The sequence below is a fragment of the Wolbachia endosymbiont (group A) of Apotomis capreana genome, assembly GCF_964027025.1.
Taxonomy (GTDB): Bacteria; Pseudomonadota; Alphaproteobacteria; order Rickettsiales; family Anaplasmataceae; genus Wolbachia; species Wolbachia pipientis.
Genome location: NZ_OZ034721.1, coordinates 381,745 through 403,729, shown reverse-complemented (window position 1 = coordinate 403,729; position 21,985 = coordinate 381,745). Strand labels below are relative to the sequence as shown.

The 21,985-nt window shown below is 35.8% G+C and carries 23 protein-coding genes and 2 pseudogenes; 14 read left to right on the top strand and 11 right to left on the bottom strand.

Annotation, left to right across the window (positions count from 1 at the left end):
- Positions 1-69: 69 nt before the first annotated feature.
- From AAGD50_RS02015 to ispG, 10 genes and pseudogenes are all read left to right on the top strand, one after another.
- On the top strand, positions 70-291 hold the full coding sequence (locus tag AAGD50_RS02015; RefSeq protein ID WP_095742622.1) for a hypothetical protein: 222 nt from the start codon (positions 70-72) through the stop codon (positions 289-291).
- The gene (locus AAGD50_RS02010) at positions 272-583 is read left to right on the top strand and encodes a type II toxin-antitoxin system RelE family toxin (protein ID WP_253303024.1); all 312 of its coding nucleotides are present in this window, start codon (positions 272-274) and stop codon (positions 581-583) included. The genes AAGD50_RS02015 and AAGD50_RS02010 overlap by 20 nt, the downstream gene beginning before the upstream one ends.
- Positions 584-666: 83 nt before the next feature.
- Positions 667-888, top strand: a complete 222-nt coding sequence (locus tag AAGD50_RS02005; RefSeq protein ID WP_006279415.1) for a hypothetical protein — start codon at positions 667-669, stop codon at positions 886-888.
- Positions 879-1,154, top strand: a complete 276-nt coding sequence (locus tag AAGD50_RS02000) for a type II toxin-antitoxin system RelE family toxin (protein ID WP_264723710.1) — start codon at positions 879-881, stop codon at positions 1,152-1,154. Before AAGD50_RS02005 ends, AAGD50_RS02000 begins: the two co-directional genes overlap by 10 nt.
- Positions 1,155-1,325: 171 nt before the next feature.
- Positions 1,326-1,604, top strand: a complete 279-nt coding sequence (locus AAGD50_RS01995) for a YggT family protein (protein WP_006279515.1) — start codon at positions 1,326-1,328, stop codon at positions 1,602-1,604.
- Positions 1,605-3,719 (top strand): FtsK/SpoIIIE family DNA translocase, encoded by a 2,115-nt coding sequence (locus tag AAGD50_RS01990; RefSeq protein ID WP_264723709.1) that lies wholly within the window; start codon positions 1,605-1,607, stop codon positions 3,717-3,719.
- Between the two features lie 244 nt (positions 3,720-3,963).
- Positions 3,964-4,726 (top strand): annotated as a pseudogene (locus AAGD50_RS01985) (IS5 family transposase).
- 28 nt (positions 4,727-4,754) lie between these two features.
- Positions 4,755-5,249: a hypothetical protein gene (locus tag AAGD50_RS01980; RefSeq protein WP_341810075.1), complete on the top strand. Its 495-nt coding sequence runs from the start codon at positions 4,755-4,757 to the stop codon at positions 5,247-5,249.
- A 197-nt stretch (positions 5,250-5,446) separates the two neighbouring features.
- Complete coding sequence (locus AAGD50_RS01975) at positions 5,447-6,067, top strand: TRP75-related protein (protein WP_264723708.1); 621 nt, start codon at positions 5,447-5,449, stop codon at positions 6,065-6,067.
- Between the two features lie 16 nt (positions 6,068-6,083).
- Positions 6,084-7,364: a flavodoxin-dependent (E)-4-hydroxy-3-methylbut-2-enyl-diphosphate synthase gene (ispG, locus tag AAGD50_RS01970; protein WP_265040976.1), complete on the top strand. Its 1,281-nt coding sequence runs from the start codon at positions 6,084-6,086 to the stop codon at positions 7,362-7,364.
- Between the two features lie 229 nt (positions 7,365-7,593).
- On the opposite strand, the gene AAGD50_RS01965 is transcribed toward ispG, so the two are convergent.
- The 4 genes from AAGD50_RS01965 to AAGD50_RS01955 form a co-directional block, all read right to left on the bottom strand.
- Positions 7,594-7,758, bottom strand: coding sequence for an IS3 family transposase (locus AAGD50_RS01965; RefSeq protein WP_080717620.1), 165 nt, complete (start codon positions 7,756-7,758; stop codon positions 7,594-7,596).
- Positions 7,748-7,912, bottom strand: coding sequence for a DDE-type integrase/transposase/recombinase (locus tag AAGD50_RS01960; protein WP_156768648.1), 165 nt, complete (start codon positions 7,910-7,912; stop codon positions 7,748-7,750). The genes AAGD50_RS01965 and AAGD50_RS01960 overlap by 11 nt, the downstream gene beginning before the upstream one ends.
- A gap of 84 nt (positions 7,913-7,996) precedes the next feature.
- Positions 7,997-8,212, bottom strand: a complete 216-nt coding sequence (locus AAGD50_RS06790; protein ID WP_353286574.1) for an IS3 family transposase — start codon at positions 8,210-8,212, stop codon at positions 7,997-7,999.
- Positions 8,213-8,334: 122 nt separating this feature from the next.
- Positions 8,335-8,637, bottom strand: a complete 303-nt coding sequence (locus tag AAGD50_RS01955) for a transposase (protein ID WP_151807816.1) — start codon at positions 8,635-8,637, stop codon at positions 8,335-8,337.
- A 65-nt stretch (positions 8,638-8,702) separates the two neighbouring features.
- Here AAGD50_RS01955 and AAGD50_RS01950 point away from each other — a divergent pair.
- Positions 8,703-9,465 (top strand): annotated as a pseudogene (locus AAGD50_RS01950) (IS5 family transposase).
- Positions 9,466-9,822: 357 nt separating this feature from the next.
- Here AAGD50_RS01950 and AAGD50_RS01945 read toward each other — a convergent pair.
- From AAGD50_RS01945 to AAGD50_RS01915, 7 genes are all read right to left on the bottom strand, one after another.
- Positions 9,823-10,080 (bottom strand): hypothetical protein, encoded by a 258-nt coding sequence (locus AAGD50_RS01945; protein WP_264723705.1) that lies wholly within the window; start codon positions 10,078-10,080, stop codon positions 9,823-9,825.
- A gap of 93 nt (positions 10,081-10,173) precedes the next feature.
- Positions 10,174-12,561, bottom strand: coding sequence for a DNA topoisomerase (ATP-hydrolyzing) subunit B (gene gyrB, locus AAGD50_RS01940; protein WP_155968288.1), 2,388 nt, complete (start codon positions 12,559-12,561; stop codon positions 10,174-10,176).
- Between the two features lie 95 nt (positions 12,562-12,656).
- Entirely contained in the window at positions 12,657-12,779 is a 123-nt protein-coding gene (locus AAGD50_RS01935) for a hypothetical protein (protein WP_010962370.1), read from the bottom strand.
- A 299-nt stretch (positions 12,780-13,078) separates the two neighbouring features.
- Positions 13,079-13,339: a hypothetical protein gene (locus AAGD50_RS01930; RefSeq protein WP_010962369.1), complete on the bottom strand. Its 261-nt coding sequence runs from the start codon at positions 13,337-13,339 to the stop codon at positions 13,079-13,081.
- A 30-nt stretch (positions 13,340-13,369) separates the two neighbouring features.
- On the bottom strand, positions 13,370-13,978 hold the full coding sequence (locus AAGD50_RS01925; RefSeq protein WP_155968286.1) for an SCO family protein: 609 nt from the start codon (positions 13,976-13,978) through the stop codon (positions 13,370-13,372).
- A gap of 44 nt (positions 13,979-14,022) precedes the next feature.
- Positions 14,023-14,718 (bottom strand): DNA polymerase III subunit epsilon, encoded by a 696-nt coding sequence (gene dnaQ, locus AAGD50_RS01920; protein WP_064124802.1) that lies wholly within the window; start codon positions 14,716-14,718, stop codon positions 14,023-14,025.
- A 17-nt stretch (positions 14,719-14,735) separates the two neighbouring features.
- Complete coding sequence (locus AAGD50_RS01915) at positions 14,736-15,386, bottom strand: Tim44/TimA family putative adaptor protein (RefSeq protein ID WP_155968284.1); 651 nt, start codon at positions 15,384-15,386, stop codon at positions 14,736-14,738.
- A 164-nt stretch (positions 15,387-15,550) separates the two neighbouring features.
- On the opposite strand from AAGD50_RS01915, the gene secB reads away from it, so the two are divergent.
- The 3 genes from secB (at position 15,551) to putA (ending at position 21,938) form a co-directional block, all read left to right on the top strand.
- On the top strand, positions 15,551-16,054 hold the full coding sequence (gene secB, locus AAGD50_RS01910) for a protein-export chaperone SecB (RefSeq protein ID WP_006279761.1): 504 nt from the start codon (positions 15,551-15,553) through the stop codon (positions 16,052-16,054).
- Positions 16,055-16,068: 14 nt separating this feature from the next.
- Positions 16,069-18,663, top strand: a complete 2,595-nt coding sequence (gene acnA, locus AAGD50_RS01905; protein ID WP_341810074.1) for an aconitate hydratase AcnA — start codon at positions 16,069-16,071, stop codon at positions 18,661-18,663.
- A gap of 134 nt (positions 18,664-18,797) precedes the next feature.
- Positions 18,798-21,938 (top strand): bifunctional proline dehydrogenase/L-glutamate gamma-semialdehyde dehydrogenase PutA, encoded by a 3,141-nt coding sequence (putA, locus tag AAGD50_RS01900; protein ID WP_265024580.1) that lies wholly within the window; start codon positions 18,798-18,800, stop codon positions 21,936-21,938.
- Positions 21,939-21,985: the final 47 nt, after the last annotated feature.

The following is a 21,985-nucleotide window of genomic DNA, read 5'->3' as shown; positions in this document are numbered from 1 at the left end:
TCCTTTCTTTATTGAAAAATTAAAAAAAATGTTGTAAAATAGCTATAGTAGTAGACTTTGGTAAAGCTTATGGTAAATTCAAAAGTTAGTGTAACTTTCAACCCAGAAACTTCGCAGCATCTTGTTGAACTAGCTAGAGCCACCAAGCAGTCTGTTCAAAAATTAACAGAAAAGCTAGTCAAGGAAGCAATCGAACTTGAAGCGGAAGATATTGCATTTTCCAAAATTATTAGGGAGTTAAATTCTGATGATGCAGAAGAAGTAGAGGATAGTGAAGACATCTGGAAATAAGCAATACACCATTAAATATCTAAAGCATGTTCTTAAAAGAAATTTGCCTTCCTTGCCGGAAGATGTAAAGCCAAGTATTAAAGATGCAATAAAAGAGTATCTTGAGACTGATCCTATTGGTAACGGTGTGTTGCTACGCAAGAGATTAAAGGAACATAGAAGAATAAAAGTTGCTGATGATTATCGTATTGTCTACCGTGTAAATATTGTAAAACGTATAGTAATTATTGTTTCAATAGGACACAGGGACAATATTTACAAGCAGGCAATATTGGACCTACTGAAACATTAAATATATTTTTATACACCACTCCTTTCTTTATTGAAAAATTAAAAAAAATGTTGTATAATTATTAGTGGACTTTGGTAAAACATATGGCAAATTCAGGCATTAACATAGCTCTTAGCGAAGAAACTTTAAAGCATCTTGCTGAATTATCTGAATTTACTAAACAGCCCGTTCAAGAATTAGCAGGAAAACTATTTAGAGAAGCAGTTGAGCTTGAAATGGAGGATTTTTTAGTATCTAAAATTTCTGATGAGCGTGATGTTGAAGGTGCAGAAACAGTTGATTTTGAAGATATTAAGTGGGATTAGAGCGTTACAAGGTTAAGTCTCTAAAGAGTGTTGTTGAAAAAGATTTACCAAACCTTCCAAAGACAATAAGGCTAAAAGTTCAAAAGGCTATAAAAGAACGTCTTACAGTTGACCCAATAAATTTTGGTGAACCACTACATCATAACTTAAAAGGACGTAGAAGGCTAAGAGTTGGTGACTATCGTGTAATTTACAGAGTAAATCAATTAGATCATATAGTAACTATCACAGAGATAGGACATAGAGATGATATTTATAAGAAATAAATATCAACATTAATATATATTATACACCCCTCCTTCCTTGTCCATTCTCTACTTTAGGTGGCTTTGCGCAGCTCAAAAAATGAAGTTTTTTTTGGTTCAGCAAAAACAACATTTTGAGTTTGAAAAGGCTAAATACTTGTCTTTTATATAACTTTCGTGTAATAGATATGTATGCATCCAATCATATATCTACTCAATACGTTACTTGATCTTTATAGCTTCATTCTAATATGTTGGGTTGTCCTAAACTGGCTGGTTAAACTTAATATGGTGAACATATATAATGAAACTGTCAGTAGCATAATGCACATCTTGAACCAATTGACATATCCACCACTAAAGATTATTAGAAGATATATACCACCGTTCAACGGATTAGATTTATCTATAATGATATTGCTAATAACAATTCACTTTGTAAAATATACAGTAGCTTACTACTTTAGGTAGATGTTAAAAAAATATCTAAAATCAGCAATATATCTATCCCTTTTAATATATATATATATATCAGTTTTTAGCTATAACTATAAAGATCCTTCCTTAAACACGGCTACAAATGAGGAAGTGACAAATTTAGGTGGAATAGTAGGTTCATATTTAGCTGATATATTGGTTCAATTTCTTGGATTAACTAGTGTTACAATAGCTACAACCATAGTTTACTTGTTGATCTTCAGGCCAGCAAAAATACTGCTGAAAATTCTCTATTTAATATTAATCAATTTAGGGGTATGTGCTATATTACCACAACTTTCGCTAGGCATCACTGCAAGGTACAGACACAGTGGAATAATAGGGAATGCACTAATTAATAACTGCCCGTTTTATATATTTGTGATAGTAACATCAATAGGTCTTGTAGGATCTGTTGGTTGGAAGAGAACAATTTACTCTCTATTCTTCTTATGTAAAAAAATAGCTTGCTTATTTGTAAATGTTCCATTCTTCAGATCACATAAAACTGCTGAATATTCAGTTGCACCATTAGTAGTAGAAGAAAAACATAAAACTAAAATCACTACTAAACAACAACCAAAAGAAAGACAGAAAAAAGCCACCAAAGAAATTTTCAGTGAGTTCGAATTTCCAAGCATTCATTTACTTTCCAAAGCAGAGGAGTCTTTGCAGAGAAAACAGCTGAATGAAATGGAGAGCAATAAAAATTTATCTCTGCTGGAACAAGTCCTGAGTGATTTTGGCGTGCAAGGAAAAATTATCAGTGTATGCTATGGGCCGGTTGTGACTTTATACAAACTTGAACCACAAGCTGGCACGAAATCTGCAAGAGTAATTGGCCTTGCAGATGACATTGCACGTTCGATGAGTGCACTCTCTGCACGTATTTCAATAATTCGTGGGCAAAATGCTATGGGAATAGAGTTGCCGAACAAGGAACGGGAAATTGTAATGCTGCGTGATTTGCTTGAATCACCAGAATACCAAAATGCAAACTTAAATCTCCCAATTGCGCTTGGCAAAGAAATAAGCGGAAAACCAGTTATTGCAGATCTGACTAAAATGCCTCACTTGCTTGTTGCTGGAACCACAGGGTCTGGTAAATCAGTTGCGATTAATACTATGATTCTTTCACTCGTTTATCGATTAAGTCCTGATGAATGTAAGATGATAATGATCGACCCAAAAATGCTTGAGCTTTCAATATATGATGCAATACCGCATCTAATAACGCCAGTAGTAACAGAGCCAAAAAAGGCTGTAGTCGCTCTTAAGTGGATAGTGAAAGAAATGGAAAACCGCTATCGCATGATGTCGTATTTGAATGTACGCAATGTTATAAACTATAATCAAAAAATCACAGAAGCGATGAATAGTGGAATAGAATTGGAGCGCGTTGTGCAGATTGGCTTTAACTCAACAACAGGTAAGCCTTTGTTTGAAAAAATACCAATCAAGATGGAGACATTTCCGTATATTGTAGTGATCGTGGATGAAATGGCAGATTTGATGCTTGTTGCCGGCAAAGAAATAGAGTGCTCTATTCAACGCTTAGCTCAGATGGCTCGTGCTGCAGGAATACACATCATAATGGCAACACAACGCCCATCTGTGGATGTGATCACAGGTGTGATAAAGGCGAACTTTCCAACGAGAATCAGTTTTGCTGTTACTTCGAAGATAGATAGCCGTACAATACTTGGCGAACAAGGGGCTGAACAATTGCTCGGCATGGGTGACATGCTCTATATGGCCTCTGGTGGTAAGATCATTCGAGTTCACGGCCCATTTGTAAGTGATAATGAGGTGCAAGATATAGTTGATCATCTGAAAATGCAAGGTGAGCCAAACTACATGGAGGAAATCACTAAAGAAGATGAAAATTCTTCTACAGAGTCACACGATGAAACGGAGGATGAAGAAAATGACCTCTATAACCAAGCAGTGGCCATCATTCAAAGAGATCAAAAAGTTTCAACCAGTTACATTCAAAGGCAGCTTAGAATAGGCTATAACAGAGCAGCAAACATCGTTGAAAGAATGGAAAAGGAAGGTATTGTCAGCGCTCCAAATTACTCAGGGAAAAGAGAGATATTGGTTGAATAACAATCTTGTAATACCTTAATTTAAGTTTCCGCACTTTCAAAAAGCAAGTCAAACAAAATTATTAAAAGGTCAATACATAATGACAGTTAATTTAATAATAATTTAAACATTGGGAATGTAAAATTATAATATATTAATTAACTAGGGGGTTAAAATGGTAAAAGGAATTTTGTGCAATTGGTTAGGTCTTGTCGACATAAAAAAAATAGTGATATAGAGTACTCTTTATTAATAGGTAAAGAGAATGCTATATGATTTAAAAGATGAGCAATGGGAGAGAATAAAAAACAGTCTGCCAGGTAAGGAAGGAGATAGAGGAAGAAGCGCAAAAGATAACAGGAGATTCGTAGCTGCAATAATGTGGATAGGTAGAACAGGAGCAACATGGAGAGCATTGCCGGCTGAGTATGGAAAATGGTCAAGTGTACATAAACGTTTTATAAGGTGGGCAAAATCTGGTGTTTGGCAGATGATTTTCAACACATTAGCTGTTAATGGAGACACAGAGTGGCTCATGATAGACTCAACAATAATCAGGGCACATCAACATGCTGCTGGTGCAAGAAAAAAATGTGGAAACTGGTAGACAAGAACAAGAGCTGGGACGGTGCAAAGGAGGATTTTCAAGCAAATTACACGCTGCTTGTGATGCTTTGGGCAACCCACTGAGATTCTTTGTTACTGCAGGGCAAAGATCGGATTACGTAAAAGCTTTAGACCTGATAGAAGGCAAGAACATGGAGGCACTTATTGCCGATAAAGGGTATGACGCAAATTATATGATTGAGGCTGCAGAAGCTGTAAATGCTGAGCCAGTAATCCCACCGCGTTCCAACAGAAAAACACCAAGAGAATATGACAAAGAATTGTATAAAGAGAGAAACTTAATCGAAAGGATGTTCAACAAAATCAAGCACTTCCGCAGAGTTGCTACACGCTACGACAAATTGGCCATAGCTTTTCTGTCTTTTGTTCACATTGCTGGCATTTATCTTTGGTTAAAATAAATGTCGACACTGCCTAGGTGTAACAGAATTGCAAGAAAGTCAAAAAATTGATGCTGAGCAGTTTGAAAAAGTTTTTGGTGCATTAAAAGAATGGCAAGAAGCTCAAAAGATAGATGCTAAACAGTTTGAAGAGGTATTTAGTGCATTAAAAGAATGGCAAGAAGCTCAAAAGATAGATGTTGAGCAGTTTGAAAAAGTTTTTAGTGCATTAGAAGACAAGATTGGTACTAAGCAGTTTCAAGCTATGCAAGAGCACTTAAACGGCCTGCAAGAAAAAGTGGAAACACTTGCAGAGGCAGTAGCAGATCAACAAAAAATAATGGCAATTTGTATCATAGTCAGTGCTGTTGCCGCAATAGCAATAACTAGTTTTGTTGCATTCTGTATCTATCAGGGAGTTAAGCTTGATAAAGAGAAGAAAAACGACTTATCTAAAGATACGCCAGACGCAAAACTTAGTAATGTAGATACTACCGATGGTACTGAAAAACTACAGAATAACTTAAAAGTTGCAAACATATAGCTGCATAACACTTTTCTTGAAAAGGTGTTACGCAACTTGTAACACCTTACTCTTCTCTTAGTCTGCGTAGGTTTTTTTGATAGCAAACATATCACTTTTTAGAAAAATATTTGTATTGTAAAGTTAGTAAAGATTCTGGTTTACTTAAAGTTTGTTAATTGCTATCTTTTAAAACACGATATTTACTATAGCACCATATGCTTAGGGTTTTTTCTAAAATTTTATTTATATTAATGTTTTTGGTTTCTAGCTTTTTTACTGTGCATAGTGCTGAAGCTAAATCTAAGCTCAGTAAGAGATACATACCTCCTGGTAACCCTGGTGGTGCAAACTTTCATACAGATGAGGATTTTGCTGAGTCATATAAACTGTATGAGAAGCGTAGGGAATTGCTCAAGAAAAAAAAATTACAAGATCGAGCTATAAATAAAGAAGATCTAATCAAAAAATTAAAAGAGAAAAAAATTGCTAGTCTTGATAATGAGCCAAATGACATGGAAGCTTGCATAGTCGACGATGAAGAGAGCACTATGATAAATCAGCATGGTATTAATATCGCACGTTTAAAGGGTGCTGTATTTATAGATCAAGAGCCAGTTTCTCAGTATGAAAGTAAACAGCATGAAAGTGAACAACAAGAAGGGAAGAAAGTTACTTCAACACGAGAAAAGAAAGTTTCTCCTATAAATATCACTATAAAAGAAACTCCTTCAAGAAGAACGTGCTCACATGATTCTATTGCTAATTTGGATAACGTAGATGCTTATAGTTTGAATGGTTCAAGTTCGTTTGGCAGCGTAGCTGACACAGTAAAATAGTATCACAATTAATAATATGCTAGATACAGACCTGATATTGAATGACGATGCATGTGAATTATCGCCAATTTCCAGGCACAAAACTCATGTTGTAGAAGTTGGAAAAGTAAAGATAGGCGGAAATAATCCTGTAGTTGTACAATCTATGGCGCTTGGTGTGCATATAGATTCTGATAATATAAAAAGTAGCGCAAAACATTATGCAAAAGAGATAACAGAACTAGCGCGTACAGGTTCAGAATTGGTGCGAATTGCCTTGAACTCAGAGGAGGTAGCAAGAGCAATACCTTATATAGTAGAAGAGATAAATAAAGAAGGTTTTGACGGTAAAATATTGGTAGGCTGCGGTCAATATGAGCTAGATAAATTAGTTCAAGATTATCCAGACAACATCAAAATGCTGGGTAAAATTAGAATCAATCCAGGCAATATAGGCTTTGGCGACAAACGTGATGAGAAGTTTGAAAGGGTGATAGAGTATGCAATAATGCACGATCTTCCGGTTAGAATTGGGGTAAATTGGGGTAGTCTTGATAAATACCTTTTGCAAAAATTGATGGATGAAAACTCTTCGCTTAGTAATTCAAGGCCTTCTGACGTTATACTGCGCAAAGCACTTGTAATGTCTGCTCTTGATAGTGCAAAAAAAGCTGAAGAAATTGGTCTAAATTCAAACAAAATAATCATTTCATGTAAAGTTAGCAAAGTACAAGATTTAATTTTAGTTTATATGGCACTTGCAAAATCTTCCAATTATGCGCTGCATTTGGGTTTAACTGAGGCTGGTATGGGCAATAAAGGTGTGGTAAATACCGCAGCAGGGCTTACTTATTTATTGCAAAATGGCATTGGAGATACAATACGGGCTTCTTTGACTCAACGTCCTGGTGAATCGCGTACTAATGAAGTGGTGGTGTGTCAGGAAATATTGCAGTCTATAGGCTTGCGACACTTTAACCCTCAGGTTAATTCATGTCCTGGTTGTGGGCGCACGAGTAGCAATCGTTTTCGTATATTAACTGAAGAGGTGAATGGCTATATAAAAACTCATATGCCGATGTGGAAGAAAAAAAATCCAGGTGTAGAGCATATGAACATTGCTGTTATGGGATGCATAGTAAATGGTCCTGGAGAAAGCAAACACGCAAATTTGGGAATCAGCTTACCTGGATATGGAGAAAAACCTGTTTCAGCAGTCTACAAAAACGGCAAATATTTCAAAACTTTACAAGGTGATAATGTCTCTGAAGAATTTAAGGCAATTATTGATAATTATGTGAAGAAGCATTACACGTAACCTTTCACGGTTAATTAATAGATAAATCGCAAATAAAAAAGAAAATTAAACCTTGTTTTTCTTTTTTCGTTGGGAATGTTCAAAAAAGTGTGTCAAACCGAAAAAAAAGTAATAAATTGATATAAAAAAAATGGAGGTTTGACTGACCTTACCCAGAAAAAGTGGAGAGAAAGTTTGGAATGTTTTTCACAAAGAGAATGATGAATCAAAATGCTCAGGAATGCAATAGTTAATAGTGACGTTGTTTGTTATAAAAAATTTCTATATATTCAAATATAGCAGTTTTGATATGCTGTTTAGAGTGTCGAGAGGTGTCTATTGGTAACTCCCTTTTTAGAGAACTGAAGAAGCTTTCCACAACAGAATTGTCGTAACAACAACCTTTATAACTCATCTATGTTTTTTATGGATAAGAGATATTGATAACCTTGCGAAGTATATTGTGAACCTTGATCACTATGTAATAGTAGATTTTTGGCAGGTTTACGCTTGTTAACGGCCATTAATAAAGAGTCCATAACCAATTGTTTATTTATTGAACTGCTCATTAACTACCATGCGTGAATATAGATCGATTATTGTTGCCAAATATAGCCATCCTTCTTTGGTTTTTATATAAGTAATCCCATACTTTATTTGGTTGATCGACAATAAAGTTTTGGTCTAATATATTGGGAGCTACTGTCCGTTTGTTGTTTCTTAATTTTAAATTTTCTTCTCAATATAGCCTGAATACCATTTTTCTGCATAATACTTTGCACTGTTTTTAAGTTGCAACTTTTACCCAAAGCCTTCAATTCAGCATGAATTTTAGGAGCTCCATATCTACATTTAGAAACTTGATATATTTTTTGAATAGCTGCGAGTAGCTCTTTATTTGCTGATTCTCTACTGCTTATTTTTCTTGTGGTCCACTTATAGTAGCCACTAGCAGAAAATCCTACATAATTCCTGTACTTTATAGCAGTTACTATATAAAAAAATATTTTACTCTTTTTGACTGGCCAGGGCTTTTTTTTAAATGTCTCTTTCCCTTGTTACTCTTGCTTTGTAAATCAAACCTCTCTTTGTCGTAAGGAGCCATGTTACCTCTACCTGGAAATGCATTTGCCGCTGACTTTTTTTCGTTATATTTCTTCATCCATTTTCCTAATACACTATCCCTTATTCCTAGATCTCTTGCTACTTTTGCAACTGGTTGACCTACCTTTCTTTGTTCATTTGCCAGCTTAACAGCTTCCAATTTGAATTCTGCCGTATATTCTCTTACCATTTCTAGGTCTTGTCGACATAAAAAAAATAGTGATATAGAGTACTCTTTATTAATAGGTAAAGAGAATGCTATATGATTTAAAAGATGAGCAATGGGAGAGAATAAAAAACAGTCTGCCAGGTAAGGAAGGAGATAGAGGAAGAAGCGCAAAAGATAACAGGAGATTCGTAGCTGCAATAATGTGGATAGGTAGAACAGGAGCAACATGGAGAGCATTGCCGGCTGAGTATGGAAAATGGTCAAGTGTACATAAACGTTTTATAAGGTGGGCAAAATCTGGTGTTTGGCAGATGATTTTCAACACATTAGCTGTTAATGGAGACACAGAGTGGCTCATGATAGACTCAACAATAATCAGGGCACATCAACATGCTGCTGGTGCAAGAAAAAAATGTGGAAACTGGTAGACAAGAACAAGAGCTGGGACGGTGCAAAGGAGGATTTTCAAGCAAATTACACGCTGCTTGTGATGCTTTGGGCAACCCACTGAGATTCTTTGTTACTGCAGGGCAAAGATCGGATTACGTAAAAGCTTTAGACCTGATAGAAGGCAAGAACATGGAGGCACTTATTGCCGATAAAGGGTATGACGCAAATTATATGATTGAGGCTGCAGAAGCTGTAAATGCTGAGCCAGTAATCCCACCGCGTTCCAACAGAAAAACACCAAGAGAATATGACAAAGAATTGTATAAAGAGAGAAACTTAATCGAAAGGATGTTCAACAAAATCAAGCACTTCCGCAGAGTTGCTACACGCTACGACAAATTGGCCATAGCTTTTCTGTCTTTTGTTCACATTGCTGGCATTTATCTTTGGTTAAAATAAATGTCGACACTGCCTAATCCTCCAAAATTTTATTTTACCCGAAAAAACTCCTTTCTTTCTCTCCACTTTTTCTGGGTAAGGTCACTTGGCAACAGTTGCTCTACTTTCTCCTTCATCCAATGCTTCCATTGCTTCCATTGCTTTTTTCCTTAAGTCGTAACTATACGCTGCTGGCATACAAACCCCTCTACCATAAATCCATTCTTACCTTATTGGGATTATTATGAGAAGAGCTATAACTCTATGGGAGGGAAGCAAAATCTGGGATTCGGCCTTAATGGCATTAGCGTTGCATCAGCTTCACCCTCCCTGTGAGGTATTTTAGCTCTAATGCCTCACATCATAAAGATACAAGTGTCAAGCTACTTGGATGACAGGGGAGGGAGGCACTGGGATGACAGGAGAAGGTAGTGGGATGACACCCTGACAACCGTCATCCCGCTGCTTGTTAGCGGGATCTAGAGATACCGCGAATGAATCGCGGCATGACGTAGGACTGCTTTCATTCCAGTGCTTGACACTGGAATCCAGCCTTTCTGCAATCTCATCGAAAACGTTGTAACCACTTTCTATGCTAGTTTGCTTGTGAGCAACCTGGATTTCAGTGTCAAGCACTGGAATGACACCGTTATAAAGGAACCAGTGTCAGCTACTTGAATGACACAGTCTTTGCTTAAACCCGTAACGTTCGTACATTTTGCTAAAAGTTCAAATATCAACATCATGCACATTAAGTGCATTGCTATTAATAAAATCACGGCGTGGTTCAACTATATCACCCATTAATATTGAAAATATGGAATCAGCTTCTTCACAATCTTTTATTTCAACCTTTAATAAAGTTCTAGCCTCAGGATTTAACGTAGTATCCCATAGCTGATCAGCATTCATTTCACCAAGACCTTTAAATCTCTGCAGAGTTAAACCTTTTTTACCATAGTCCATTATTATTTTTGCAAGCGTACTTGGAGAAGTGATTCTTATTTCAGTTTCTTGTGACTTTAAAAATGAATCACCATTAAATAAATTACTTATACCATCAAGCAAACTTAATATGTTTTGCATATCTTTGCCTTCAAGCATACTAAGTGCAAATATATATTTGTCTGCCAATCCTTGAAACAATTTAGAGATATGAATTTCTTTTTCTTCATCTTTTATTTCCACTTCCCAAGTGTATTCGCTGTACATTAACTTCAAATACTTTAATATCTCATCAGCCGATGATAGAGCATTCTTTTTACTTAAAATTAGCAATGACTCTAAGAGATTTTGTGGTATTTCTCTATCATAATTTTTGCTAATATTAGAAGTGCTAACGCATTTATTCAAAATAAGGCGTAAGTTGTTAAATTCTGTAGCTGTACCACTTAGTGTTAATCTTTTAACTGCTGAGTTTATTATATACTCTTCAAAAGTTTCGTCATCTTTAATATAAGTGTCTTTGGCATTCTTTGTAACTTTATAGAGGGGTGGCTGTGCTATGTATAAGTAACCTTTTTCAATAACTTCACGCATATGTCTAAAAAAGAAAGTTAGAATCAAAGTTCTTATATGTGAACCATCAACATCTGCATCTGTCATGATGATAATTTTATGATATCTAGCTTTTTCAATATCGAAGTGTTCACTCCCTATTCCAGCACCAATTGCAGTGATTAAAGAGCCTATTTCTGCAGATGAAAAAATACGATTTAAACTTACACGTTCTACGTTTAGAATTTTTCCTCTTAAGGCAAGCACTGCTTGTGTTTTACGATTACGCCCCTGCTTTGCAGTACCACCTGCTGAATTACCCTCTACTATAAATAATTCCGATAACTCAGGGGCTTTTTCCTGGCAATCAGCAAGCTTTCCTGGCAGAGTTGCAATATCAATATTGTTTTTGCTTTTAACTAGCTCGCGCGCTTTTCTTGCAGCTTCTCTTCCTTTTGCTGACCTGATTGCTCTTTCTACTATGCTTGCTGCCAATTTGGGATCAGTTTCAAGGATTGTGCTCAATTTATCAGAAACTATACTTTCTACAACTGCACGTGCTTCAGAACTAACTAGTTTATCTTTTGTTTGTGAAGAAAACTTAGGATCAGGCATCTTAAGAGATAAAACACAAGTTAAACCTTCTCTAACGTCCTCTCCAGTTAAATTTACTTTTGCTTTCTTTAAAAACCCTTCATTAGTTGCATAGGTATTGATACATCTAGTTAGTGCAGATCTAAATCCTGCCAAATGCGTACCACCATCTCGTTGCCGTATATTATTAGTGAAACACAACATATTCTCATAGTAGGAATCATTCCATTCCATCGATATTTCCAAGCTGATGCCAAGATCTTCTGCATCTCCTTTCATACTGGCAATTTTAGTTACATGTGTCTTATTCTTATCTAAATACTGCACAAAATTTGCTGTACCAAAATTGTCTTTAGATTGATTGCTCTGATTGAAATGAGATTCTGTATATGGTTCATTGCGCAGATCACGTAAAGTAATGTCGATATTTGAATTTAAAAATGCTAATTCTCTTATACGACTTTCAAGCGTTGAGTAACTGAAATTAATGCCATTAAAAGTCTCTGTTGATGGCATGAACGTGACTTTAGTTCCTCTTTTGTTTGTATTTTCGTTGACTACCTTTAAAGGTTCAATAGACTCACCATCTTCAAAACGCATAAAGTGTTCTTTCTTATTGCGCCAAATAGTTAATTCCAACCAGCTTGATAATGCATTCACAACTGAGATTCCAACACCATGTAATCCCCCAGAAACTTTATAGGTATTGCTGTCAAATTTACCACCAGCATGGAGTTGAGTCATTATTACCTCTGCTGCTGATATTCCTTCTTCTTCATGAATGTCAGTTGGAATGCCACGACCATTATCAGTTACAGATACTGAACCATCTTTATTTATGCTAACTTCAATTTGATCACAATATCCAGCTAAAGATTCATCTATTGCGTTATCAACAACCTCATATACCATGTGGTGCAAGCCAGATCCATCGTCAGTGTCACCAATGTACATACCTGGACGTTTCCTTACAGCATCAAGACCCCTTAAGATTTTTATTGCATCGGCATTATAACTATTTTCCATGGTATTGCTTCGTTTATGAATGTTAATTAATATTACATTCATATATGCTGATTAGCAACATTTTTAAACTGATAACCCATATTAAAAGCACAACTTTACGAATGTTTATTTTTGAAGACAGCAAATAGTGTCATTCCAATGTGTCTTCCATAACTGTACGAACATTCATTTTTGAAGGTAAATTGCACAACAGATGATGTCATTCCAGTGCTTGACACTGGAATGGCTTTGTTGCATCGCTAGCTATGATGGATTAAAGATAAAAAAGATGGAGAATATCAGTAGCTTATTATTCTGGTATTTATAACAAGAACGGTCAGTGAATACCTAAATTTGAGTAAAAGAAATTTCACTACCACTCACTAATCCGGCTAAAATTCAAGAATTTCAATGCTTTAGCTATTTTCAATAGAATTAAATTTATTAATGTAAATAATAAATTACTATTCTTAAATTTGATCAGATTGATTGCAAAAAAACAAGATTTTCAATAGGTTACTTATAATCCTAACTATAGTTAGCCTTTCATAAGTAGCGATGCAACAAAGCCCACTGGAATCCAGAAATTTTGCTTATAACTGAGCTGATGAGCTAAAGGTAGTTGTCTTACGCTAAAACAAACGTTTTTAATTAAGTTGCATAGAAGCTGGATCCCAGTGTCTGGGCACTGGGATGACACCCCACTGGTGGGAATTGCTCCCAAACTACAACGTTCGTACAGTTGTGTGTGTCTTCCCATGGAGATTGCTCTCAAATCATAATGCTCATGCAGTTGCATGCTCGACTAATTAACAGAAAAATCTATAATTCAGTTTACGTATTTTCTTATCTCAGCCAAAATCTTATCAGATTGACTTTCGTCTGAATTTAAATCAGCTGCAAAGTGTGTAACATATTTTCCTCCAGGGCCAATAAGGTACATTATTGAAGAATGGTTGATTTCTTCTTCTCCACCAACTTTGCTAGCATATACTTTATACTTTGCAATTACTTCGTCTATTTTTTCTCTTTCACCAGTTAACATTTGTATTCTGTGGTCAAATTGCTGCTGAAATTCTTTAAGTCTTTCCGTGCTATCGCGCTCAGGATCGACTGTGATGAAGAATGTTTGTAGCTTGTTGTTAGTTTTCTCATCTAACTTTGCAAGTGTTTCTGAAATTATTCCAAGGTTCATAGGGCAAATTCTTTTGCATGAGGAAAACCCAAAGAAAATCATCATGTATTTATCTTTAAAATCACTACTGCGCAAGATCTGTCCGTCCTGATTAATTAAAGAAAAATCTCCGCCTATCTTAACTTCTGCGTTGTGAATCGCTGCTGGGGCAAATATGCCTTTTTTAGTGAAATAACAATAACCTAAAAAAACAACTGCTAATGCTACTAGCATATTAGATAACAATCTTATAAACCTTACCATTAGGGTGCTCTCAGTAAAATTAAATTGTATCTTTATTGGTTGATCTATTCAATATATTTATTCCAAAGTGTATTGTTAATTTTGTCTAACAGTTTCTTATGTTCATCAATTTCTTCACTATTTGGTGAATGTTCTCTGGGAGTTAGATTACGCACTTTATGCTGAACGAATGTAGAGTTACTGTCCTGATTGCATTCATTATCAAACAGAAAGGTTTGTAACCCTCCTGTAAGTTCAACATATACCTTTGCAAGCAATTGAGCATCAACTAGTGCTCCGTGCAATTCTCTATTCTCTAGCGATATATCAAAACGCTTACATAATGCATTCAAAGAAGCAGGTGATCCTGCGAATTTTTTCCTCGCAAGAGGTAATGTATCTAGCACTCTATCTGAGGAAATTAACCCAGCATTCAGCTTGCTTAGCTCCATGTTAAGGAACTTAACATCGAATTCAGCGTTGTGAATTACCAAAATATCATTAGATATAAAGTCAAGAAATTCAAGTGCAACATCTGAAAATAATGGTTTATCTTCTAAAAATTCTTCACTAATACCGTGAATCTTAAACGAGTGATAAGGTATATCTCTTTCTGGGTTAAGGTACCGATGGAATACTTTACCTGTTGGAATACGATTAATTAATTCCACACACCCTATTTCAATAATTCGATGACCAGATTCAGTGTCAAGACCTGTCGTTTCAGTGTCAAGTACTATTTCGCGTAGCTTGCTTTCCATTTCAAATAAAACTCATCTTACTTATCATTTGTCTTATCGTTACTTGTCTTTTTATAGTGAATAGAAACAAGCAACCAGCTTGGGTCTGATGAATTAACATTTTTTTTGAATTGCCATACATCCTCAACTTTATTAATAGTGGATGTACTACCTGATATTGTATCTCCTTCATTGTTCTTAACGAAGTTAATTTGCTCTGAAAGGAAATATACTGCAATAAACACTGCGTTTTTTACTAGCTTTATTTCTAAAATCTTTTGTGAAACGATAGAAACAATTATAGACTCGTGCACCTCTTTACGATGTTTAATCTTCTCTGCAAAATTATCATATAAGTCTTTATCGAGAAGTGGTTTTAACTGAGACAAATTTCCTTGATTGAAACATTTTATTATTAATTCAAAAGCTATGCTTGAACCTTCTATAAAGTGGGAAATAGAAAAATCTTTGTTTTTTTTTAATATTTGTTTATAAGTAACTTTTATTGAATTTTCATCATTGCTATCAATGTAACCCTCAATGTTTTCTACTACATCTTCTCTACTTCGGCTTACATCCAATACATTAGTTAGCTTTTTTAGGTTGAGGTTGGCTGACCTTCCTAAAGAATTATACAAACGTGAAAAAATGAACGCCGCTAATAAAGCATATATTACAAGCTCTATCATAGTAACTCAACTCCTTGGCATATAAAGTATCCGAACATTATTAATTATTAATGAAAATATGTTTTTCATATCAACTTATAATCAGGTTTGCTATTCGTTTGTAAATGAATATATTATATAAGAAAGTATTAAATATCTCAACTTAATTAAAGGAGACGTAAGAAATGCCACAACAAAAAATGAGAATTCACGGTCAATATGTTAAAGATCTATCATTTGAGAATCCGAATTCGCCATTCCTTTCTTCTAGTAAAGCTCCAGATATTAATGTAATGGTTAATATCAATTCAGCAAAATTAGAAGGGACGAAAAACAAAGAAGAAGTGAATGAAGAAAAATCTTTTCATGAAATTACTTTGCATATAGAAGTCAAAGCAACGGTAAAAGATGAAGGCATAAAAGATGGTGTAGCTTTCATTTGTGAGACGAAATATTGTGGCATTTTTTCAATAGAAAATTTAAAAGAGTTGAGTGAGGAAGAGGTAAGACAAGCTTTGTTTATTGGCGGACCTACTTTTCTTTTTCCTTTTGCAAGAGAAATAATTGCAAGAGTTACAAGTAGTGGTGGATTTCCCCCACTGATGCTAGATCCGATAGATTTCGAAACTATGTATGAGCAGCAAGGTCAACAACAAAAAAGTAACGGCAGTAATTCCAATTTTAACTAATATAGTGTGATAGGATGAACAATTCTTTAAATGCAAAAACGACTTTAAACATTGACGGGAAGTCATACAACTATTTTAGCCTAAGTAGTGCTAGTGAATTTTTAGGAATAGATGTGACTAAATTGCCTTGCTCACTTAAGGTTCTGCTTGAAAGTTTATTGCGCAATGAAGATGGAGTGAACGTAAAGCTAGATGACATAAGAGTACTAGCAGACTGCGTTAATAAACACACTAATCACGAAATTAGCTATAAACCAGCAAGGGTGTTGATGCAAGATTTTACAGGGGTTCCTGCTGTTGTTGATCTAGCTTCAATGCGGGACTATGTTAAGAAAAATGGAGGAAACCCAAGCAATATAAATCCGTCTGTACCGGTTGATCTTGTGATTGACCATTCTGTTCAAGTAGATAGTTATGGAAGTGTTTCCGCATTCAGTAAGAATGTTGAGTTAGAAGTAAAAAGAAATTTGGAGAGATATCAATTTTTAAAGTGGGGAGAATCGTCCTTCACAAATTTTAGAGTAGTGCCGCCTGGCACAGGGATTTGCCACCAAGTGAATCTTGAATATTTAGCGCAAGTTGTGTGTAATAATGATGGAGTCATATATCCTGATACTTTAGTTGGTACTGACAGCCATACTACAATGGTTAACGGATTATCAGTTCTTGGTTGGGGTGTTGGAGGCATAGAAGCTGAGTCTGTGATGCTTGGTCAACCAATTAGTATGGTGATTCCAGAAGTAGTTGGATTTAAATTAATTGGCAGATTGTCGGAAGGAGTAACTGCGACCGATTTAGTGCTGACGGTTACCAATATCCTAAGAACAAAAGGCGTTGTTGGTAAGTTTGTAGAATTTTATGGTGATGGTTTAGATTATTTATCTTTGGCAGATAGAGCCACTATAGCAAACATGGCCCCGGAGTATGGCGCAACTTGTGGATTTTTTCCAATTGATCAAAAAACGCTAGATTATTTAAGCTTAACCGGAAGGCCAGAAAAGCTGATTAAGCTAGTTGAGGCTTATGCGAAAGAGCAAGGACTGTGGCGTAGTAGTGACGAGTTAGCATTTTTTGACACACTAGAGCTTGATTTATCAAGCGTGGAGCCAGTAATGGCTGGTCCCAAAAGACCACAAGATAAGGTTTTTCTTTCACAAGTGGCAGAGTCTTTTTCTAAATCATTTTTAGTTAATGAGTCAAAGGAAAGCGATAAACTCCAAGATGGAAGTGTAGTTAGTGCAGCAATAACAAGCTGCACTAATACTTCTAATCCAAGTGTGATGATTGCTGCAGGTCTTGTAGCTCGTAATGCAATTAAACTTGGATTAAAATCAAAGCCTTGGGTTAAAACTTCTCTTGCTCCAGGGTCACAAGTTGTAACAGAATATTTAGAAAAGTCTGGATTGCAGGTAGATCTAAATGCTTTGGGTTTTAATCTAGTTGGATATGGTTGCACAACTTGCATTGGGAATTCTGGTCCACTTAATAAAGATATAGAAGATGGCATTAAAAACAAAAACTTAACCGTTGCTGCAGTTTTATCTGGCAATCGTAACTTTGAAGGAAGAATTCATCCGTTAGTCAAAGCTAATTACTTGGCATCTCCGCCACTTGTTGTTGCATATGCACTTGCTGGTACTGTGCAAATTGATCTGACAAAAGATTCAATATGCAAAGATAAGAATGGAAATGATGTCTATCTCAAAGATATATGGCCAACAAACAATGAAATCGAAGATTGTGTTAAAAGTGTGGTAAAACGTGAGATGTTCATACAAAAGTATAAGGATGTTTTTTCTGGTGATGAACATTGGCGAAAGATAAAGTGTGAAAAAAGTGAAATCTATAATTGGGATGCAAACAGCACTTACATACAAAATCCGCCTTATTTTGATAACTTATCACCTAAAAATAATAAAATCGATATAAAGGGTGCACAAATATTGGCAATGTTTGGCGATAGCATAACTACTGATCATATTTCCCCTGCGGGAAATATTGCCTCGAGTAGTCCTGCCGGTCTATATTTAAAAGGGCTTGGAATTGAACCACAGGATTTCAATTCATATGGGTCTCGCCGTGGTAATCACAATGTAATGATGCGTGGCACTTTTGCTAACATTAGAATAAAAAATGAAATGGTTAGCACCGAAGGTGGATATACAAAATATATTCCTTCTCAAGAAATTATGTCAATTTTTGATGCAGCAATGCGTTACAAGGAAAATAATGTACCTCTAATCATTGTTGCAGGAAAAGAATATGGCACAGGTTCAAGTAGGGATTGGGCAGCAAAGGGTACTTTATTGTTGGGGGTTAAAGTTGTCATTGCAGAAAGCTTTGAGCGTATACATAGGTCCAACTTAGTTGGTATGGGTGTTCTTCCACTTGTATTTCAAAATGGAATAACCAGAAAGATATTTGATGGTAGTAAGGTAATAAGCATAAAAGGTGAAATAGTGCCAGGTGGAAATCTAGAATGTATCATCAAAAGAAAGGATAATTCAAGGCAATCAATTCAACTCAAATGCTGTGTACAAACCGCAACTGAGACTAAATACTTGATGTGTGGTGGAGTGTTGAGCTACATACTTGCACAATCTTTTTGATTTAGTGAAGTTATTGCATGGACTTCTTTTAGCCAGCCCTGATCCCTTTGTAAATAGCAATTTGCTCTGCGCAAAGTTATGATATAATTTCACCATACATATGGTGTCGGAGTATTTTTTGGAGATAATTATATATGATAAGCTCTATACAAGAACCTAATGAACTCAGAAAACGTTTACAAGGATTTTATCGTACTGATGAAAAGAGTTATATACGTTATCTTGTAGAAAAAGCAGAGCTTTCGGCTGATTCAAAAAATAGAATTTATAATATTGCAAAACAAGTTATTGAAAAAATCAAACACAATAAATTAAGTATTGTAGATTCCTTTATGCAGCAATACTCGCTTTCCAATGATGAAGGAATAGCATTGATGTGCCTTGCTGAATCGCTACTTAGAATACCAGATGATTATACAATAGACGAGCTAATCAAAGATAAAATTGCCAATCAAGAATGGAGTAAATATTTAGGATATTCTTCTTCATTGTTCGTCAATGCTTCCACGTGGAGTTTAATGATAGGTAGCAGTATATTGAGAGATAATGAAGGCGATTCGAAGTTCTATTACGCAATTTCTAAGTTACTTAAGAATTTAGGAGAACCGATCATTCGCAAAGCAGTAAAACAAGCAATGTCTATGCTTGGTAATCATTTTGTTGTTGGAGAAACCATAGAAGAAGCTTTAAGGTACGCAAAACTAGATGACAATAGTAAGTTTTTATACTCTTTTGATATGCTTGGCGAAGCTGCTCACACAACTGAGGATGCAGAAGAGTATTTTAATTCATACATGCACTCAATAAAAGCTATAGGTGAATCCACTGAAATAAATGATTGTTTTAAATCCCATGGAATTTCAATCAAACTTTCTGCTTTACACCCACGTTATGAATTTAGTCAATTTGGCCGAATTGCTGGTGAGATATTCACTAAGGTTTTAGAGCTCTGCCGCGAGGCAAAAAAATACAACATTTCACTATGCATAGACGCAGAAGAAACAGAAAGGCTTGAAATTTCCTTAATCTTGTTTGAACAATTACGGCTTGATGAATCACTTTCTGAGTGGGAAGGGCTCGGCTTGGCTGTACAAGCATATCAAAAACGTGCTTTATCTGTTCTTGACTTTGTAGAGGATGTTGCTATTCGATCAAAGCACAAAATTATGGTGAGGCTTGTAAAAGGTGCATATTGGGATTCAGAAATCAAGTGTACGCAAGAATTGGGATTAAATGATTACTCAGTATTTACAAGAAAAAGCTATACTGACGTATCTTACCTCGTGTGCGCACAGAAACTTTTGAGTAAACCAAACAGCTTTTACCCATGCTTTGGAACTCATAACGTCTATACTTTTGCTTCTATCATGGAACTTGCTGATAAAAACCACCCTGGATTTGAATTTCAACGCTTACATGGAATGGCAAAAGACTTATATGATTATGCAATGTCAGAGCTTGCAACAAATGTTAGCTGTCGTGTCTACGCACCCGTTGGGGAACATAGTGACTTGTTGCCTTATCTTATAAGACGCCTTCTTGAAAATGGAGCTAATAGTTCGTTTGTTAATCAAATAAGTGATCCTAACGTTAAAATCGATGAGTTAATTTCAGATCCACTGGAAAAAGCTATAAATTTTAATTATGAACCTCATCCAGGCATTCCATTACCACAAGATATTTTGGGACCAGAAAGAAAAAATTCCTTGGGGATGGATATTAGTGATTCTGTGATAGTCTCACAATTTGCAGATGATATAAAGGGTTTTAGTGAAAAAAAGTGGCAAGTTGGACCAATAATTGATGGAAAAGCACTATTTGATAATGCTGAATTTATCGAAGTAGTGAATCCTGCACATTTGGAAAATGTAATTGGAGAAGTGTCAAGTGCAACAAGCGATCAAGCTTTAAACGCTCTTGAAATAGCACATAGTGCTTTTGCTAAGTGGCAGAATGTTTCAGCAGAAGAGCGCGCTAAATGCCTTGAAAAAGCTGCAGATTTGCTTGAGGAAAGGATGAAAGAGTTAATTTACATTCTGATTGTGGAAGCAGGAAAAATTTTATCCGATGCAATAGCAGAAGTAAGAGAGGCAATCGACTTTCTGCGTTATTATGCAATGATAGCAAAAAATGAACTGAGCGACTGGAAAAAATTGCCAGGGCCAACAGGTGAAGATAACTTCATCTTTTTTGAAGGCAGAGGAGTTTTCTTATGCATATCACCGTGGAATTTTCCGCTCGCTATCTTCATTGGGCAGGTTTCAGCTGCACTTGCAGCAGGTAATGCAGTGCTGGCAAAACCGGCAGAGCAAACGCCGATTATTGCCTATGAAGCTGTTAAGATACTACATGAAGCTGGGATATCAAAAAATGTGTTGCACCTCATTCCTGGGGATGGTGGATATTTAGGCAAAATATTAGTTCCAGACAATAGAATTTCCGGTGTAGCTTTTACTGGTTCAACACAAACCGCTCAAATAATTAATAGAATGCTTGCAAATAGGGATGGTCCTATTGTGCCATTTATTGCTGAAACTGGCGGATTAAATGCTATGATAGTTGATAGCTCTGCTCTTTTAGAGCAAGTGGCTATGGATGTTTTGCTTTCTGCGTTTCGTAGCAGTGGTCAACGCTGTTCTGCACTTAGAGTGCTGTTTATTCAAGAGGACATAGCAGAGAAGCAGATAAAAATGATATGCGGTGCAGCGCAAGAACTCAAGATTGGTGACCCAATACAACTTAGTACTGATATTGGTCCAATAATTGACAAAGCATCTATCGATATGCTCACTCAACATACGCAAAAAATGTCAGAGGATAAAGATTCAAATCTGTTATTTAAAGTACCCATGGATGCAAATTCTCATAATGGTTATTTCTTTCCTCCATATATTTATGAGATACAAAAAATTTCGCAATTAAAGCAAGAAGTATTTGGTCCTATTTTACATATCATACGTTTTAACAAGTCACAATTAAATGAAGTTATAAGTGATATAAATAGTACTGGATATGGGCTTACGTTTTCTTTGCAGAGCCGTATACAAAGTCAAATTGACACTATAAGTAAAAAAATATCAGTTGGAAATGTCTACATCAACCGTAACCAGATAGGTGCAGCAGTTGGGATACAACCATTTGGTGGTAGAGGACTATCTGGCACTGGGCCAAAAGCTGGTGGTCCTCATTATTTACAGCGTTTTTCTACAGAAAAAGTTGTAAGTGTTAACACTACAGCATTTGGTGGTAACACTACACTTATGTGTTTGGATTAATTTGCGGGCCCTAATTTTTCTTACCCCTAAACTAGACGTTCGTGCAG

Coding starts and splice junctions, on each gene's coding strand:
- AAGD50_RS02015 (WP_095742622.1), top strand. CDS start 70: ATGGTAAATTCAAAAGTTAGTGTAACTTTCAACCCAGAAACTTCGCAG.
- AAGD50_RS02005 (WP_006279415.1), top strand. CDS start 667: ATGGCAAATTCAGGCATTAACATAGCTCTTAGCGAAGAAACTTTAAAG.
- AAGD50_RS01995 (WP_006279515.1), top strand. CDS start 1,326: ATGCATCCAATCATATATCTACTCAATACGTTACTTGATCTTTATAGC.
- AAGD50_RS01990 (WP_264723709.1), top strand. CDS start 1,605: ATGTTAAAAAAATATCTAAAATCAGCAATATATCTATCCCTTTTAATA.
- AAGD50_RS01975 (WP_264723708.1), top strand. CDS start 5,447: ATGCTTAGGGTTTTTTCTAAAATTTTATTTATATTAATGTTTTTGGTT.
- ispG (WP_265040976.1), top strand. CDS start 6,084: ATGCTAGATACAGACCTGATATTGAATGACGATGCATGTGAATTATCG.
- AAGD50_RS01965 (WP_080717620.1), bottom strand. CDS start 7,758: ATGAGTTATAAAGGTTGTTGTTACGACAATTCTGTTGTGGAAAGCTTC.
- AAGD50_RS01960 (WP_156768648.1), bottom strand. CDS start 7,912: ATGAGCAGTTCAATAAATAAACAATTGGTTATGGACTCTTTATTAATG.
- AAGD50_RS01955 (WP_151807816.1), bottom strand. CDS start 8,637: ATGGTAAGAGAATATACGGCAGAATTCAAATTGGAAGCTGTTAAGCTG.
- gyrB (WP_155968288.1), bottom strand. CDS start 12,561: ATGGAAAATAGTTATAATGCCGATGCAATAAAAATCTTAAGGGGTCTT.
- AAGD50_RS01930 (WP_010962369.1), bottom strand. CDS start 13,339: ATGCAACTGCATGAGCATTATGATTTGAGAGCAATCTCCATGGGAAGA.
- AAGD50_RS01925 (WP_155968286.1), bottom strand. CDS start 13,978: ATGGTAAGGTTTATAAGATTGTTATCTAATATGCTAGTAGCATTAGCA.
- dnaQ (WP_064124802.1), bottom strand. CDS start 14,718: ATGGAAAGCAAGCTACGCGAAATAGTACTTGACACTGAAACGACAGGT.
- AAGD50_RS01915 (WP_155968284.1), bottom strand. CDS start 15,386: ATGATAGAGCTTGTAATATATGCTTTATTAGCGGCGTTCATTTTTTCA.
- secB (WP_006279761.1), top strand. CDS start 15,551: ATGCCACAACAAAAAATGAGAATTCACGGTCAATATGTTAAAGATCTA.
- acnA (WP_341810074.1), top strand. CDS start 16,069: ATGAACAATTCTTTAAATGCAAAAACGACTTTAAACATTGACGGGAAG.
- putA (WP_265024580.1), top strand. CDS start 18,798: ATGATAAGCTCTATACAAGAACCTAATGAACTCAGAAAACGTTTACAA.